Genomic DNA, 15,849 nt, shown 5'->3' with positions numbered 1-15,849 from the left:
CGCTTCCGGTCACCGGCTGTCCTGGCGGAAAGGCTCAGGTGCTGGCCTTCGCCTTGCCGAAGAGCCCGACGACGTAGGTCAGGACGGCCGCGACGACGATGGCGGCGATCATGTTGGCATGGTCCAGCGTCCAGCCCCAGTTGCCGGGGATCCAGCCGCCCCCCACGCCGCCCACCAGGCCGGCTGCCAGATAGCCGACCCAGCCGGCCGGATACTCCTTGTTGGGAAGGGCGTAGCTGCCCACCAGCCAGCCGACCACCAGGCCGACCACGATGACGGCGATCCAACCGTACACACCGAGCATCTTCGACACCTCCTTCCCACTCGAACCGAGGACCGAAGATCCGGCAGCGGTGGAATCCGGCTGCCACCCCTACTGTAGCCGCGAAGGTCGAATTTGGTCAGGGAAGCGCGGGCCGGTGAGAGGTTTTCCACCACGATGACGGGTCACCAACGGGACCGGACATGGCCCGCACGCATCCGGTCTCGGTCGTGCGAGCGCGGGCGCTCTCCGGCATGGGCCGTTTCAGGCCGGGTGGATCCCGGCCCGGGCGAGCTCGTGCTCGGGCTGAAGGCCGAGCCAGGCGGCCAGGACGGCGGCCACCTCGTCGGCGCCGATCTCCTCGCTCTCCACCTGCCGGGGAAGGGGCCGGGAGCTGACCAGCCACCCCTGCTCGGGGCTGTCGGCCAGGGAGCCGAAGGAGCCGCGCAGCACCGTCCGGTCCAGGGGGACCCCTTCCGGGCCGGCCAGGAGCTCCAGCGGGTCGACCCCCGGCTTCCCCGTCGGCTCCACGCGCCGCGCCACCGGCGGGGCCTCCTCGGGCCGGTCCCACCAGTCGTAGGGGAACCAGGCGCCCGCCTCGGCGATGGCGACCAGGTCGCCGGATCGCGGGTGGTCCGCGTCCAGCGCGCGCAGGTCCGCTTCCTCCAGCAGGGCGGCGACGCCGGGGAGCGACTCCAGGGCATGCCGGACGTCGGTCGCGCGTGCCCCCTGGAGGTAGATGTGGGCCACCTGCTGGTCGCAGACCGCGAAGGCGGCGCTTCTCCCCAGGTCGAGGTAGAGCCGGCCGCCGGAGCGGCGGACCGCCAGGAGGCCGGCCTCGCGCAGGAAGCGGTTGAGCGGCACCGGGCGCGAGACCGGGCGGATGGCGCGGCCGGAGAGGGCGAGGACGGCGGTGGAGGCGAGGGTGCCCCGGTGGTCGAGCTCGGCCAGCAGCCGGCCCACCTCGCGGTCGAGACGGGTCACCGCCGCCCTGGCCTCGGCGCTCTCCGGGCCGAGGCGACGCGCGGTATGGCCGGCCTGGGGCAGGTAGGCCAGGAGGACGTGCGGCCGCCGCCACTCCAGCAGGCGGCCGATGGCGGCCATGGTCCAGCGCGCGGCACGGAGCCCCGCCTGGGGTCCCCACCAGTCGTCGGAGCTGAGCGGACCGACCGCGCGGGTGAGCGCCTCGGAGAGCTCCTCCGGCTGGGTGGAACAACCCACCGGCGGGCTGTCGCTGGCCCAGGGGGCGCTGGGGAGCGGCGGGGCGACCACCGCGTCGGCGCTGGCCCCCCAGGAGTTGGACCAGAAGAGGGTGGCCACGCACAGCCGCCCGCCGCCCTCCCAGCTCCAGAGCGGCGGGGCCTGCAGGAGCCGCGCCGAATTGGCCCAGGTGATGGGGCGCATCAGGTCGCGGTCGTAGAAGGCGTCGGCGACGATGCCGTGGAGCCGGGTGGGTCGCCCCGTCACCAGCGTCGCATGGAAGGTGGAGGCGGCCGAGGGGAAGGGAGGCCTAAGCCGGCGCCGGTCGCCGGCTGAGGCAAGACGAGCCAGGTTGGGCGCCCAGCCTTCGTCCAGCGCGCGGACGGGCACGCCGGAGAGATCGAGGATCAGCACGCGGCGGATGCGCATCGCTCCACCCCCACCTCCAGCTCCGGCAGCGGTGCCGGCCGGCTCTCCGCACGGGTGGTGCTGCCGGTGGTGGCAGGTTATTCGCCGGGGCTTGGCCGGGGTGCGGAGCCGGCGACCGGCAAGGCAACGAAGGAAGGGCTCCCCCTGCCGCGGGCAACGTCCCGTTCGCCACCGCACGGGACGGGCAACGGCGCCCGCCGGGGGAAGAGCCGATCGGCGCGGGCTTCCGGTGTCGGCTGGCGTTTCCGGCGCGCCTCCAGCGAGCCAGCTTCGGAGGCGGCGGTCCGCCACCCGCGGTATCGCCTCGTTCCCCCTTCGCGCTTGCGGTTCACCTGCGCGAGCCGCCCGAAGCGGCGCCTCGGAGCGACCCCCGCCTGCCCGAGGGAGAGGCGCTGGGCCGGAGACCAGGTTGCGGGACGAATTCCAGGAGGTGGCTGCGGGCAACATACCGTTCCAGCAGGGCGGCCGCTCGCGACCGTCGAATACCGGCCGCAAGCCTGGAGAGGCGGAAAGGAGGGCTAGGAGGATGGGCGAGCTGGCCGAGTTGAGCGATTTCACCTTCGCGGAGCAGGTCTACCACTGCGAGCTGGTGACGGTGGTCGAGTTCTGGGCGCCCTGGTGCAGGCCGTGCCTGGCGCTCCAACCCGAGATCGGCCGGCTGGCCGAGGAGCGCCCCGACCTGAAGATCTTCCGCCTCAACGTCGACGAGAACCCGGTCAGCGCCATGGTCTACGGGGTGAAGAACGTTCCCACCCTCCTGGTCTTCCGCCAGGGGCAGGAGATCGCGCGGCTGGAAGGCTTCCGCAAGAAGGAGGAGCTGGCCCGGCGGATCGGCGAACTCCTCGGGAAGAGCGAGAAGGGATAACCCGCTCGACTTCGCGGCACCCGGAGGAGGCATGGAACGAGGTGGAACGGTACCGTTCGGAGGCCGCTTTCGAGCGCGCCTCCGAACGCATTCCCGGGGGTGTCTCGAGCCCGGTCCGGGCCTTCGGAGCGGTGGGGGGGAAGCCCCCCTTCATCGCCCGCGGGCAGGGCGCCTGGATCGAGGACCTGGACGGCAACCGCTACCTGGACTTCGTCTGCTCGTGGGGACCGCTGATCCTGGGCCACGCCCACCCGGCGGTGGTCGAGGCGGTCCGGGAGGCGGCCGCGGGCGGTACCAGCTTCGGGGCTCCGACCCTGGGCGAGGTGGAGCTGGCCGAGACCATCGCCGGCGCCATCCCCTCGGTGGAGCAGGTCCGCTTCGTCAACTCCGGCACCGAGGCGACCATGACCGCCCTCCGCCTCGCCCGGGCGGCGACCGGGCGCGACCGGATCCTCAAGTTCCGCGGCTGCTACCACGGCCACTCGGACAGCCTCCTCGTGGAGGCGGGCTCGGGGGCCCTGACGCTGGGCGTTCCGTCCAGCCCCGGCGTGCCGGCGGCGCTGGCGCAGGAGACCAGCGTCCTCGAGTACAACGACCAGGAGGCGGTCCGCGCCTACTTCCGCGAGCAGGGCGAGGCGACGGCGGCGGTGATCGTCGAGCCCGTCGCCGGCAACATGGGCGTGGTCGAGCCCGAGCCCGGCTTCCTCGAGCTCCTGCGGGAGGAGAGCCGGCGGGCGGGCGCCCTCCTCATCTTCGACGAGGTGATCACGGGCTTCCGCCTGGGTTGGGGCGGGGTGCAGAACCAGCTGGGCATCGAACCCGACCTGACCTGCCTGGGCAAGGTGATCGGTGGCGGGCTGCCGCTGGCGGCGGTGGCGGGACCGCGGCGGCTGATGGAGCAGCTGGCGCCCACGGGGCCCGTCTACCAGGCGGGAACGCTCTCGGGCAACCCGCTGGCGGTGGCTGCGGGCCTGGCCACGCTTCGCGAGCTGGAGCGGCCCGGGGTCTACCGGCGCCTGGAGGAGCTGGGCGAGCGGTGGCGCCGCGGTCTGCGGGCGGCGGCGGAGGCGGCGGGGCTTCCTCTGGTGGTCAACGGGCGCGGGTCCATGTCGACGCCCTTCTTCACGGCGGAGCCGGTGCGCAACCTGGGGGGCGCGGAACGGGCCAGCCGCCAGCGGTACGCCGCCTTCTTCCACGGCATGCTGGAGCGGGGCGTCTACTTGCCGCCCTCCCCCTTCGAGAGCGACTTCGTCTCCCTGGCGCATGGGGAGGCGGACATCGACCGGGCGCTGGAGGCGGCGGGCGAGGTGATGGAGGCGATCGCCCGCGCGGAGCGGGGATGAGCGACCGGCGGCGGGTGGAGGCGCTGGTGGGTGCGGCGGGGACCGGCAAGAGCCACCGCGCCACCCAGCTCGCCTACGACCTGGGCTGCCCGCTTCTGCTGGACGACGGCCTCCTGATCGAGCGGGAGCGGATCGTGGCGGGGCGTTCGGCCAAGCGGGCGCCCAACCTGATCGCCGCCGTGCGGACGGCGATCCTGAGCGACCCGGCCCACCGGGCCGAGGTGCGGGCCGCCCTGGACGCCCGGCCCGGCGTGCCGCTCCTGGTCATCGGCACCTCGGAGGCGATGGTGGAGCGGATCTGTGCCGCCCTCGACCTGGCCCTGCCGGCGCGCATGCGGCGGATCGAGGAGCTGGCCAGCGAGGAAGAGATCCGGCAGGCGCTGGGCGAGCGGCAGAGCACGGGCAGGCACGTGATCCCCGCGCCCACGCTGGAGGTCCGGCGCAGCTTCCCGGGTTACCTGATCGACCCCGTCGTCCTCTTCCTGCGGCTCCGGCGGCACGGCACCGCCTGGGTGGAGCGGTCGGTCGTCCGGCCGACCTACAGCCGCCTCGGTCACTTCTCCATCTCCCGCCACGCCCTGCGCTCGCTGGCCGCCTACGAGGCGAGGCAGGTGCCGGGCGTCCGGGAGGTGCTCCGCTGCCGCGTGGAACAGCGCTCCGGCCGGATCGAGCTGGCCCTGGAGCTGGAGCTGGTCTACGGGCACCGCCTCCACCACGTCCTGCGCCAGGTCCAGGAGCGGGTGGCCACCCGGGTGGAGCAGCTGACCGCGCTCCTCATCGGCGGGGTGGAGGTGAGCGCGGCCCGCCTGACCCTGCCGAGCCGGGCGGTGCCGCCGGAAACGCAGCCGCCCGCGCCGCAACCCCCCGCGCCGGAGCCCTCGGATCCCCGACCTCCCGGTTCGCGAGAGGAAGGAGGCATCGAGCGGTGAGAACCGCCCTGTTCGATCTGGATGGGACGCTGCTCGGCTTCGACATCGGCCGCTTCTTCCCGCCCTACATGGAGGCGCTCAGCCGTCACCTGGCCCCGCTCCTGGAGCCGCGGGATCTGGCGGCGCGGATGGAGGAGGGGTTGGCGGCGCTCTACCAGGCGGTTGACGGCCGGCTGCGGAACGCCGAGCGCTTCGAGCGGGTCTTCTACCGCGGGCTCGGGCCCGGGCGGGAGGCGGCCGTGCGGGAGGCCATCGACGGGTTCTACCGAGAGGTCTTCCCGGCGCTCTCGGGCTTCAGCGAACGCTGGCCGGAGGCACGGGTGGCGGTGGAGGCGGCGCTCGCGGCCGGCTGGCAGGTGGCGGTCGCCACCGACCCGGTCTTCCCCGAGGCCGCGATCCGGGAGCGGCTGCGCTGGGCGGGGCTGGACGACCTCCCCTTCAGCCTGGTCACGACGTACGAGGAGATGCACTACACGAAGCCGCACCTGGGCTACTACCGGGAGATCCTCGAGCGCCTGGGCGCCCGCCCCGAGGAGAGCTGGATGCTGGGCAACGACATGGCGCAGGACATGGTGGCGGCGGAGCTGGGCATCCACACCTTCTTCGTCGAGCGGCTGCCCAAGAACCTGGAGCGGGCGCGGCCGGTGGAGCGGAGGGGCGACCTGGACGAGGTGCTGCGCTTCTTCGCCGGAGAGGCGGCCTGAGCCTGTACGGCGCCCCTGGCCGGGTGCGTCCGCCCGGGAGGAGGGCGCCGTGTGCAGGCCGGGCATCTGGAGGAAGGACGCCTTTCTGCCAGCGCCGCGGTCTCGCCGGGAGCCGGCCGGCATAGGCGTCGGCCGGGGGCGATGGTATGGCCTGGGCCGCCTGGCTGGCGCGGCTGGCGGCGGGCCTGGGCCTGGTGCTGCTGGCGCTCCGGCAGGCGTCCGAGGCTGGCGCGGCCGGCGCCGGTTCGCCCGGGCTGGCGAGGGCGGTGCGGGCGGCGGGCGGGCGGCCCCTGGGCGCCTTCCTGGTCGGTCTTGCCGGCACCCTGCTGCTCGGCTCGTCCAGCGCCTGGGTGATCCTCCTGGAAGGGCTGGCCGACGCCGGCGTGCTGGAGCTGCCGGCGGCGGTGGCGATGGTCCTGGGCGCCAACGTGGGCTCCACCGCCAGCGCCCACCTGATGGCGGTGGCGCTGCCCTGGCCGGCGGGGCTGGCGCTCTGGGCGCTGGGCCGCCTGGCCTTCCGCCGCCTGCGGGGCCCGGCCAGGCGGGCGACGGCGGGCGCGGCGGCGGCGACGGGAGCGCTCCTCGCGGGCCTCGACCTGCTCGGCCAGGCGGCGCGGCTGGCGCTGGAGGGGACCGGAGGGGCGGACCGCTGGGCGACGCTCCTGGAGACGGGGGCGGGCGGGGCCGGGCGGGGCTTCCTCCTGGGGGTGGCGGCGACGGCGGCCGCCTTCTCCTCCGCCTTCACGGTGGGGCTGCTGGAGGAGCTGCTGGGCGCAGGGCTGCTCAGCTTCGGCCAGGCGCTCCCGGTCCTGCTGGGGAACGATCTGGGTACGGTGGCCGACACGCTGATCGCGGCGGCGGCGGCGGGCCGGCGGGGCCGGGCGGTGGCGGCGGCGCAGCTCCTCTTCAATCTCGCCGCCGATCTGGCTTGGCTCCTGTTGGGGCGCCAGGGGCTGGAGGCGGCGACGGCGGGGCTGGCGGGTGAGCCCGCGGCGAGGCTGGCGGTGGCCTACACGCTCCTCAACCTGGCGGCGGCGCTGCCCGCCCTGCTCCTTCATCGCCCGCTGGCGCGATGGGCCTACAGGCTCGCGCCCGGTGCCCGGCCGGGCGGTTGACCGGCCGGCGGATCCGGCCTGCTTCCCCTGGCGCCCGGGGAGACTACGGGCGATGGTTATAATGTGCGAGGACCGGCCTGGAAAAACGACACCAGGCGAAAAAGCCTTTCGATTTCGGGTCCGGGCTTCCCATCGGATCCGTGGCAGGGAGGAGGCCGGAAACCATGACCGTGCGCGTCGGTATCAACGGCTTCGGCAGCATCGGGCGGCGGTTCACGCGCCAGGCCTGGGAGGACCGGGACGTGGAGGTGGTCGCCGTCAACGACGTGGCCGACGTCGCATCGTTCGCCCTGCTCCTGAAGTACGACAGCAACTATGGCGTCTGGGAGCACGACGTCCGTGCCGAGGGGGGGAACATCCTGGTCGATGACCGGAGGATTGCCTTCCTCCAGCACACCGATCCCGGCCAGATCCCGTGGCGGGAGTACGGCGTCGACATCGTCATCGAGTCGACGGGGCGCTTCACCGACCGCGAGCACGCCCAGCTCCACATCGACAAGGGCGGCGCCAGGAAGGTGATCATCTCCGCCCCGGCCAAGGGGGAGGACATCACCCTCGTCCTGGGTGTCAACGACGACCAGTACGATCCGGCCAGGCACCACGTCGTCTCCAACGCCAGCTGCACCACCAACTCGCTGGCCCCCATGGTCAAGGTGCTCCACGAGGAGTTCGGCGTCGTCCGGGGGCTGATGACCACCGTCCACTCCTACACGAACGACCAGCGCATCCTCGACCTGCCCCACAAGGATCTCCGCCGCGCCCGGGCGGGCGGGCTGAACATCATCCCCACCAGCACCGGCGCCGCCCGCGCCATCGGGAAGGTGATGCCGGAGCTGAACGGCAAGCTGAACGGCGTCTCGCTGCGCGTGCCCACGCCCACCGTCTCCATCACCGACCTGGTCTCCGAGCTCTCCCGGGAGGTCACCGTGGAGGAGGTGAACGAAGCCTTCGAACGCTGGGCGGCCGGGCCGATGAAGGGCATCCTGGGCGTCAGCAGGGAGCCGCTGGTCTCCATGGACTACAAGGGCTCCACTTACTCCTCCATCATCGACGAGCTCTCCACCATGGTGACGGAGGGCCGCCTGGTCAAGACGTTCGCCTGGTACGACAACGAGTGGGGATACTCGGCGCGGTTGCTCGACCTCGTCCGCTTCCTCGCCAAGAAGGGGCTCTGACCGGGGCGGCCGCCTGGCGGACGCCGGATGCCGGTGCAGCCCGCCCGGGCCCACCGGCCGAGGAGGTGCAGGTCCATGGCCAAGAAGACGGTCCGCGACGTCGACGTCCGAGGCAAGCGGGTCCTCCTCCGCGTCGACTTCAACGTCCCCCTCCAGGAAGGCTGGGTGGCCGACGATGCCCGCATCCGCGCGGCGCTGCCCACGATCCGCTACCTCCTGGAGCACGGGGCGCGCGTCGTCGCCTGCTCGCACCTGGGCCGGCCCAAGGGGCAGGTGGTGCCGGGGCTGAGCATGGCCCCGGTGGCCCGCCGGCTGGGCGAGCTGCTCGGCCGTCCGGTCCCCCTGGCGCCGGACAGCGTCGGCCCCGAGGTGGAGGCGATGGTGGCGCGGCTCCAGCCGGGCGAGATCCTGCTGCTGGAGAACCTCCGCTTCCATATCGGCGAGGAGAGGAACGACCCGCAGTACGTGGAGGCGCTGGCACGACTCGGCGACCTCTGGGTGAACGACGCCTTCGGCTCCTCGCACCGCGCCCACGCCAGCACCGCCGGGGTGGGAAGCCGGCTCGAGGGCGTGGCCGGCTTCCTGATGGAGAGGGAGATCCAGGGCCTCTCCAAGCTCTTCGAGCCGGAGCACCCCTACGTGGTGGTGGTGGGCGGCGCCAAGGTGAAGGACAAGCTGCCCATCCTGCGGGCCCTCCTGGAGAAGGCGGACGTCATGCTGATGGGCGGGGGGATGGCCAACACCTTCCTGCTCGCGCTGGGGCACAGGATGGGCAAGTCCCTGGTGGAGCCGGAGCTGGCGGGCGAGGCCCGGGCGCTGGTCCACCGCGCCGACGCCATCGGCCACGAGCTCCAGTTCCCCATCGACCTGGTGGTGGGCGACTTCTTCGAGGAGACGGCCGACCACCAGGTGGTGATGGTGGACGCGGTGCCCGAGACGTGGGTGGCGATGGACATCGGCCCCAGGACGGTCGAGCGCTTCAGCGCCGAGATCCGCAAGGCGAAGACCATCTTCTGGAACGGGCCGCTGGGCGTCACCGAGTGGTACGAGTTCGCCCAGGGGACGCGTCGCATCGCCGAGGTCATCGCCCGGACCCCCGCCTACAAGGTGGTGGGCGGGGGCGACTCGGTGCGCGTGGTGGACGAGCTGGACCTGGCCGACCGCTTCGACCACGTCTCCACAGGCGGCGGCGCCTCCCTCGAGTTCGTGGAGGGGAAGTCGCTGCCCGGGATCGAGGCGCTGGCCGATGCCTGAGATCGGCCGCGCGACCAGGCGGCCGCTGGTGGCCGCCAACTGGAAGATGAACCGCGGTGCGCCCCAGGAGGCTCGCGAGCTGGCGGCGGCGGTGCGCAGGGAGCTGGAACTGCGCGGCCTGGACCCGGGGCGCGCCGGCCGGCCCGAGGTGGTCCTCTGCCCGCCTTTCACGGGGCTCGCGGCCGCCGGCGAGGCGCTGGCCCGCTCGGGGCTGGCCCTGGGGGCCCAGGACGTGGACCCGAGGCCGGCGGGGGCCTTCACCGGTGCGATCTCGGCCGGCATGCTGCGGGGGGCGGGCGCGGACTGGGTGATCGTGGGCCATTCCGAACGGCGGCTGATCTACGGCGAGGACGACGCCACCGTCCAGCGGAAGCTGGCGGTGGCGCTGGAGGCGGGGCTCCGCCCCATCCTCTGCGTCGGCGAGACGGCGGAGGAGCGGGATGCCGGGCGGACGGAGGCCGTGGTGGCGCGGCAGCTGGCGGCCGCGCTGGCCGGGCTCGGCGCGGGGGCGCTGGAGCGGGTGGTGGTGGCGTACGAGCCGGTCTGGGCCATCGGCACCGGCCGCGCGGCGCAGCCCGCCGACGCCGGCGAGGTGGCGGCGCGGATCCGGCAGCTCGCCGCGCGCTGGCTCGGAGCCGAAGAGGAAGCTTCGCAGCTGCGGGTGCTCTACGGAGGAAGCGTCAAGGCCGCCAACGCGGCCGGCTTCCTCGGGCATCCCGAGATCGACGGGGCGCTGGTCGGCGGGGCAAGCCTGGAGGCCGCGGAATTCGCGGCCATCGTCGCCGCCGCGGCGGCCCGGGGCGGGTGAGAGCGGGCGTGAGCGAAGAGGGAGAGAGGGAGAGAGACCCCCGGCCGGTCCGGGGGCCTGTCGTGGTGATGGTGCTGGACGGTTGGGGCATCCGCCGCTCGGCCCGGGGGAACGCCATCCTGGCCGCCCGGACGCCGGTGATGGACCGGCTCTGGCGCGACTACCCCCATACCCGGCTCGACGCCTCCGGCGAGGCGGTGGGGCTGACCGCGGGACAGATGGGGAACTCCAATGTAGGCCACCTGACCATCGGCGCGGGAAGGATCGTCTGGCAGGACCTGGTCCGCATCGACCGCGCCATCCGCGAAGGAAGCTTCTTCACCAACCCGGTCCTGCGCCAGGTGATGGAGGAGACCCGCGCCTCCGGCCATGTTCTTCACCTCCTCGGCCTCCTCTCGGACGGCGGCGTCCACAGCCACATCCGCCACCTGCTGGCATTGCTGGAGATGGCAGCCCGGGTTGGGCTCCGCCAGGTCTGTGTGCACGCCTTCCTGGACGGGCGCGACACCCCGCCCCGGAGCGCCGAGCCCTTCCTGCGCGAGGCGCAGGAGAAGGCGGAGAGCCTGGGCTTCCCCGGCATCGCCACGGTGAGCGGCCGCTACTACGCCATGGACCGGGACCGGCGCTGGGAGCGGACCGAGCGCGCCTACCGGGCGCTGGTGGAGGGCCGCGGCCTGACCGCCCCGGACCCCGTGGCCGCGCTCCACGCCGCCTACGAGCGCGGCGAGGGCGACGAGTTCGTCCAGCCGACGGTGGTCACGCCGGAGCGCCTGGACGGCCGGCCCCTGGGTCGCATCCGCCCCGGCGACGGCGTCATCTTCTTCAACTTCCGCGCCGACCGGGCGCGCCAGCTGACGCACGCCCTGACCGACGCCCACTTCGACCCCTTCCCCGTGGAGCGCCTCGACCTTCGCTTCGTCACGATGACGCGCTACGAGGAGGGGCTGGCGCTCCCGGTCGCCTTCCCCAAGCCCGACCTGGCGGACACGCTGGGCGAGCTGGTGGCGCGGGCGGGCGGGCGGCAGCTGCGCATCGCCGAGACGGAGAAGTACGCGCACGTCACCTATTTCTTCAACGGCGGGGAGGAACGCCAGTTCGAGGGAGAGGACCGGATCCTCGTCCCCTCCCCCAAGGTGGCCACCTACGACCTGAAGCCGGAGATGAGCGCGCCGGAGATCGCGGAGAGGCTGCGCGGAGCGCTGGCGGCCCGGGAGTACCGGCTGGTGGTCCTCAACTTCGCCAACGCCGACATGGTCGGTCACACCGGCGACTTCGACGCGGCGGTGCGGGCGGTGGAGACGGTGGACGGCTGCGTCGGCGAGGTGGTGGAGGCGGCCCTGGAGCGGCAGGGTGCCGTCCTGGTCACGGCCGACCACGGCAACGCCGAGGAGATGCTGGACGAGGCCACCGGCCAGCCCCACACGGCGCATACCAGCAACCCGGTCCCCTTCATCGCCGTGGTTCCCGGCGAGAAGCCCCGCGAGCTGGCGCCGGGTGGGCTGCGCGACGTGGCGCCCACCGCCCTGGGCCTCCTGGGGCTGCCGCGGCCGGAGGCGATGGAGGGACGGGACCTCCTGGCGGGCGGCGAGGGCGACGGCCCCGTCGACGGCGCCGGGACCGCGACCGCGGCCTCCCGGCGGCGGTGAGGGCGGAGCCGGCCGAGGGCCCGGGGCGGGCGAGCCGGCGCAAGACCGCTTCCGCCCCGGCGCAGACGGGTGGAACGGTGGAAGGAGGAAGCAGCGGACATGGCCACGATCATCGCCGTCCACGGACGGCAGATCCTGGACTCCCGGGGCAACCCCACGGTCGAGGTGGACGTCGAGCTGGAGGACGGCTCGCTGGGGCGGGCGGCCATCCCGTCGGGCGCCTCGACCGGGAGCCACGAGGCGCTGGAGCTCCGCGACCAGGACCCCCAGCGCTGGGGCGGCAAAGGGGTGGAGCGCGCCGTCGACCACGTCAACGACGAGATCGCGGCGGAGATCATGGGCTGGGACGCGGAAGACCAGTCGGGCATCGACCGGGCGCTCGTCCAGCTGGACGGGACCCCCGACCTCTCCCGCCTGGGCGCCAACGCCATCCTGGGCGCCTCGCTGGCGGTGGCCCGCGCGGCCGCCCGCTCGCTGGGCGTCCCACTCTACCGGTACCTGGGCGGCGTCAACGCCCGCCGCCTGCCGGTGCCCATGATGAACGTGATCAACGGCGGCGTCCACGCCCAGAACCCTCTGGACGTGCAGGAGTTCATGCTCGTCCCCTTCGGCTTCGACCGTTTCTCCGACGCTCTCCGGGCCGGGGCCGAGAGCTTCCAGGCGCTCCGCTCGCTTCTCTCCGAGCGCGGCCTGAGCACCGCCGTGGGCGACGAGGGCGGTTTCGCCCCCGCGCTGGAGCGGTCCGAACAGGTGCTCGACCTGCTGGTGGAGGCGATCGAGAAGGCCGGTTACCGCCCCGGCGAGCAGATCGCCCTTGCCGTGGACGTGGCCGCCAGCGAGCTGGGCGACGGGGAGAGGGGCTACCGCCTGGAAGGCGTCCAGCGTTCGGCCGAAGAGCTGACCCGGACGTACGCCCAGTGGGCCAGCCGCTACCCGCTCGTCTCCCTGGAGGACGGGCTGGGTGAGGAAGACTGGACGGGCTGGCGCTCGCTGACCGCAGCGCTGGGGAGCCGGCTCCAGCTGGTGGGGGACGACATCTTCGTCACCAATCCCCAGCGACTCCGGAAGGGCATCGACGAAAGGGTGGCCAACGCCATCCTGATCAAGGTGAACCAGATCGGCACGCTGACGATGACGCTGGAGACCATGCACCTGGCGCGGGAGCACGGCTACCGGACGGTGGTCTCGCACCGGTCGGGCGAGACGCCCGACGCCTTCATCGCCGACCTGGCCGTGGCCACCGCCGCCGGCCAGATCAAGACCGGCGCCCCCTCCCGGGGCGAGCGGGTGGCCAAGTACAACCAGCTGCTGCGCATCGAGGAAGAGCTGGGCGAGAGCGCCCTCTTCGAGGGCCGCAGCCTCTACCGGCGGAGCTGAGCAGGCTATGGTAGACTAGCACGGTTGTCTGGAGGTGGAGGTGTAGGAGTTGCTGGGCACCGTCCTGACCGTTCTCTTCGTCCTGGCGTCGGTGGTCCTCGGCGTCGTGGTGCTGCTCCAGCCGGGGAAGAGCGCCGGTCTCTCCGGCGCCATCGGCGGCGGCGCCGAACAGATCTTCGGCAAGCGGAGCGGCCTCGACCGCTTCCTCTCCCGGGTGACGGTGGGGGCGGCCGTCGTCCTGGCCGCCGTCGCCATGGCGCTGGCCTTTGTCGAACGCTAGGAGCACCGGGGTGCGGGGCGTGAGTCGCCGCGAGCCGTCGGACCCCGGCAACGCCGAGCGCGAGCAGCGGATTCTCGCCTTCATGAGCGAGGAGGCCTACCGCCCGCTGACCGAGGAGGAGCTGATGCGGGCGCTCCACGTCCCGCGCGGCGCCACGGAGGCGGTGCGCCAGCTCCTCCTGGAGATGGAGGCGCGGGGCGCCATCGTCCGCACCCGCGGGAACCGCCTGGGCGTCCCGGCGCGGATGAACCTGGTGGTCGGCCGCTTCGAGGCGCACGAGAAGGGGTACGGTTTCGTCCTCAGCGCCGACCGCGACGAGCAGGACGTCTACATCGCCCCCGACGACATGGACGGCGCCGTCCACGGCGACCTGGTGATCGCGCGCATCCTGGGCGTGGAGCGGGGCGGGCGGCGGACGGGACGCGTCATCCGGGTGCTGGAGCGGGCCCATCCGACCATCGTCGGCCTCCTGGACAGCCAGGGCGACTACGCGCTGGTGCGTCCCGACGACCGGCGTCTCCCCTCGGTCTTCGTCCCCGGCAGCGCCCTGGCCGGAGCCCAGAGCGGGGAGAAGGTGGTTGTCCGGATCGAGCGCTGGCCCGAAGGCCGGCAGGGCGCGGTGGGCCGCGTGCTCCAGCGGCTCGGCCGCGCCGAGGCGCCCGGGGTCGACGTCCTCTCCATCCTGACCGCCCACGGGCTGAGCGCCGACTTCCCCGCCGAGGTCCGGGAGGAGGCGGCGGCCGTCCCGCAGACGGTCCGCCCCGGCGAGCGTCGCGGCAGGAAGGACCTCCGCCGCCAGACGGTGGTCACCATCGACAGCGAGGACACGCGCGACATCGACGACGCCATCTCCCTGGAGCCCGGTCAGGGAGGAGCCCGCTGGCGGCTGGGCGTCCATATCGCCGACGTGAGCCACTACGTCCGCGAGGGGACGGCGCTGGACGCGGAGGCGCGTCGCCGCGGCACCAGCGTCTACCTGGTCGACCGCGTGCTGCCCATGCTTCCGCCGGAGCTCTCCAACGGCATCGCCAGCCTCAACCCCGGGGAAGAGCGGCTGACGCTCAGCGTCTTCATCGACTTCGACAGCCGCGGCGAACGCGTGGACCACACCATCACGCCCAGCGTCATCCGCTCCTCCGCCCGGCTCACCTACACCCAGGTCTGGACGCTCTTCCAGGGCGACGAGGAGGTCCGCCGCGAGCTGGGTGAGCCGGTCGCGAAGATGCTCCTGGAGATGCGGCAGCTGGCGGACCAGCTGAGGGCGCGGCGGATGGAACGGGGGGCCATCGACCTCGACCTGCCCGAGGCCAAGGCGCTCCTCGACCAGAGCGGGCGGGCCACCGACATCGTGGTGGCGGAACGGAACGAAGCGCACCGCCTGATCGAGGAGTTCATGCTCGCCGCCAACGAGGTGGTGGCCGAGGAGTTCTTCTGGCGCCGGGTCCCCTTCCTCTACCGGGTCCACGAGCGGCCCTCGGCGGAGCGGATCGAGCAGCTGCGCGCGGCGCTGGCACCGCTGGGGATCGCCTGGCGCTCGGCCGCCGAACCGCATCCCAAGGAGCTCCAGCGGGTGGTGGAACAGGTGCGCGGCCGGCCGGGCGAACGGCTGATCCACAGCCTGGTCCTCCGCTCCATGGCCCGTGCCCGCTACTCGCCGGAGAACCTGGGCCACTACGCGCTGGCCACGCGCAACTACTGCCACTTCACCTCGCCCATCCGGCGCTACCCGGACCTCTTCGTCCACCGGGTGATCCATGCCGCCCTCAGCTCCGAGGGCATACCGCCCAGGCAGGAGGCGGAGTGGCGCCGCCTCCTGCCCGACTTGGCCGCCCACTGTTCGGAGACGGAGCGGGAGGCGGACGAGGCCGAACGCGAGTCGGTGGAGGCCAAGATGATGGAGGTGATGGAGGGCCGGGTGGGCGAGCTCTTCGACGGCTGGATCAGCGGCGTCACCTCGTTCGGCATCTTTGTCCAGCTGACCAATCTGGCGGAAGGGCTGGTCCACGTCTCCACCATCACCGACGACTACTACCAGTACGACCCCGACGCGCTCCAGCTGGTGGGCGAGCGGACCGGCCGCATCTTCCGCCTGGGTGACCCGGTCCGTGTCCGCGTCGCCGCCGTCCACCGGGTCGAGCGGCGCATGGACCTCCTCCTGGCCGACGAGGCGCGGGAGGAAGCGCCTGCCACCGCCCGCCGGGGTCGGCGGAACCGGGCTGCCGGCAGCGCGCCGCGCGAGCGCGGCGCCGCCAGGGTCGCCAGGGGCGACAGCCCCGAAGCGGCGAAGGGTGGCGGTCCGGAGGCGGCGAGGGGCGGCGGCCGGCCGGCGAGCCAGCGCGCCAAGACGGCGGCCAGGCGGCGACGAAAACCAGGCAAGGCAGATCCGAACCGCAATTAGCACGCCACGCCTTGGCCTCTCTTCTCAGTATCCGTCCCCGGGTCAGCGACGAGACTAGCGACTG

The 15,849-nt window shown here is 73.2% G+C and carries 14 protein-coding genes; 12 read left to right on the top strand and 2 right to left on the bottom strand.

Annotated elements, in window-relative coordinates; all coding sequences use genetic code 11:
• Positions 1–34: 34 nt before the first annotated feature.
• Both QJR14_03225 and QJR14_03220 read right to left on the bottom strand, forming a co-directional pair.
• Positions 35–313, bottom strand: a complete 279-nt coding sequence (locus QJR14_03225; protein MDI3316622.1) for a GlsB/YeaQ/YmgE family stress response membrane protein — start codon at positions 311–313, stop codon at positions 35–37.
• 213 nt (positions 314–526) lie between these two features.
• Positions 527–1,891 (bottom strand): alkaline phosphatase family protein, encoded by a 1,365-nt coding sequence (locus QJR14_03220; protein MDI3316621.1) that lies wholly within the window; start codon positions 1,889–1,891, stop codon positions 527–529.
• Between the two features lie 526 nt (positions 1,892–2,417).
• Here QJR14_03220 and QJR14_03215 point away from each other — a divergent pair.
• The 12 genes from QJR14_03215 (at position 2,418) to rnr (ending at position 15,785) form a co-directional block, all read left to right on the top strand.
• Positions 2,418–2,756 carry a thioredoxin family protein gene (locus QJR14_03215; GenBank protein ID MDI3316620.1) on the top strand — a complete coding sequence of 113 codons (339 nt, stop codon included), beginning with the start codon at positions 2,418–2,420 and terminating at the stop codon, positions 2,754–2,756.
• Between the two features lie 41 nt (positions 2,757–2,797).
• The gene (hemL, locus tag QJR14_03210; protein ID MDI3316619.1) at positions 2,798–4,099 is read left to right on the top strand and encodes a glutamate-1-semialdehyde 2,1-aminomutase; all 1,302 of its coding nucleotides are present in this window, start codon (positions 2,798–2,800) and stop codon (positions 4,097–4,099) included.
• Positions 4,096–5,028: a hypothetical protein gene (locus tag QJR14_03205; GenBank protein MDI3316618.1), complete on the top strand. Its 933-nt coding sequence runs from the start codon at positions 4,096–4,098 to the stop codon at positions 5,026–5,028. The genes hemL and QJR14_03205 overlap by 4 nt, the downstream gene beginning before the upstream one ends.
• On the top strand, positions 5,025–5,732 hold the full coding sequence (locus QJR14_03200; GenBank protein MDI3316617.1) for an HAD family hydrolase: 708 nt from the start codon (positions 5,025–5,027) through the stop codon (positions 5,730–5,732). Before QJR14_03205 ends, QJR14_03200 begins: the two co-directional genes overlap by 4 nt.
• Positions 5,733–5,878: 146 nt before the next feature.
• Entirely contained in the window at positions 5,879–6,847 is a 969-nt protein-coding gene (locus QJR14_03195; GenBank protein ID MDI3316616.1) for a Na/Pi symporter, read from the top strand.
• A gap of 164 nt (positions 6,848–7,011) precedes the next feature.
• A complete protein-coding gene (gene gap / locus QJR14_03190) occupies positions 7,012–8,022 on the top strand; it encodes a type I glyceraldehyde-3-phosphate dehydrogenase (GenBank protein ID MDI3316615.1) in 1,011 nt (336 codons plus the stop codon).
• A 75-nt stretch (positions 8,023–8,097) separates the two neighbouring features.
• Entirely contained in the window at positions 8,098–9,276 is a 1,179-nt protein-coding gene (locus QJR14_03185; protein ID MDI3316614.1) for a phosphoglycerate kinase, read from the top strand.
• Positions 9,269–10,084 (top strand): triose-phosphate isomerase, encoded by an 816-nt coding sequence (gene tpiA, locus QJR14_03180; GenBank protein ID MDI3316613.1) that lies wholly within the window; start codon positions 9,269–9,271, stop codon positions 10,082–10,084. Before QJR14_03185 ends, tpiA begins: the two co-directional genes overlap by 8 nt.
• A gap of 68 nt (positions 10,085–10,152) precedes the next feature.
• Positions 10,153–11,730, top strand: coding sequence for a 2,3-bisphosphoglycerate-independent phosphoglycerate mutase (gene gpmI, locus QJR14_03175; GenBank protein ID MDI3316612.1), 1,578 nt, complete (start codon positions 10,153–10,155; stop codon positions 11,728–11,730).
• A 99-nt stretch (positions 11,731–11,829) separates the two neighbouring features.
• A complete protein-coding gene (eno, locus tag QJR14_03170; GenBank protein MDI3316611.1) occupies positions 11,830–13,107 on the top strand; it encodes a phosphopyruvate hydratase in 1,278 nt (425 codons plus the stop codon).
• Positions 13,108–13,159: 52 nt separating this feature from the next.
• Positions 13,160–13,387 carry a preprotein translocase subunit SecG gene (secG, locus tag QJR14_03165; protein MDI3316610.1) on the top strand — a complete coding sequence of 76 codons (228 nt, stop codon included), beginning with the start codon at positions 13,160–13,162 and terminating at the stop codon, positions 13,385–13,387.
• A gap of 10 nt (positions 13,388–13,397) precedes the next feature.
• Positions 13,398–15,785, top strand: a complete 2,388-nt coding sequence (rnr, locus tag QJR14_03160; GenBank protein ID MDI3316609.1) for a ribonuclease R — start codon at positions 13,398–13,400, stop codon at positions 15,783–15,785.
• Positions 15,786–15,849 lie beyond the last annotated feature (64 nt).

It is taken from the genome of Bacillota bacterium (assembly GCA_029961055.1).
Taxonomy (GTDB): Bacteria; Bacillota; Sulfobacillia; order JAIMAT01; family JAIMAT01; genus JAIMAT01.
This window is presented reverse-complemented; position numbering and strand designations above follow the sequence as displayed.

Coding starts and splice junctions, on each gene's coding strand:
- gpmI (MDI3316612.1), top strand. CDS start 10,153: ATGGTGCTGGACGGTTGGGGCATCCGCCGCTCGGCCCGGGGGAACGCC.
- QJR14_03195 (MDI3316616.1), top strand. CDS start 5,879: ATGGCCTGGGCCGCCTGGCTGGCGCGGCTGGCGGCGGGCCTGGGCCTG.
- QJR14_03215 (MDI3316620.1), top strand. CDS start 2,418: ATGGGCGAGCTGGCCGAGTTGAGCGATTTCACCTTCGCGGAGCAGGTC.
- QJR14_03205 (MDI3316618.1), top strand. CDS start 4,096: ATGAGCGACCGGCGGCGGGTGGAGGCGCTGGTGGGTGCGGCGGGGACC.
- tpiA (MDI3316613.1), top strand. CDS start 9,269: ATGCCTGAGATCGGCCGCGCGACCAGGCGGCCGCTGGTGGCCGCCAAC.
- eno (MDI3316611.1), top strand. CDS start 11,830: ATGGCCACGATCATCGCCGTCCACGGACGGCAGATCCTGGACTCCCGG.
- gap (MDI3316615.1), top strand. CDS start 7,012: ATGACCGTGCGCGTCGGTATCAACGGCTTCGGCAGCATCGGGCGGCGG.
- QJR14_03185 (MDI3316614.1), top strand. CDS start 8,098: ATGGCCAAGAAGACGGTCCGCGACGTCGACGTCCGAGGCAAGCGGGTC.
- QJR14_03220 (MDI3316621.1), bottom strand. CDS start 1,891: ATGCGCATCCGCCGCGTGCTGATCCTCGATCTCTCCGGCGTGCCCGTC.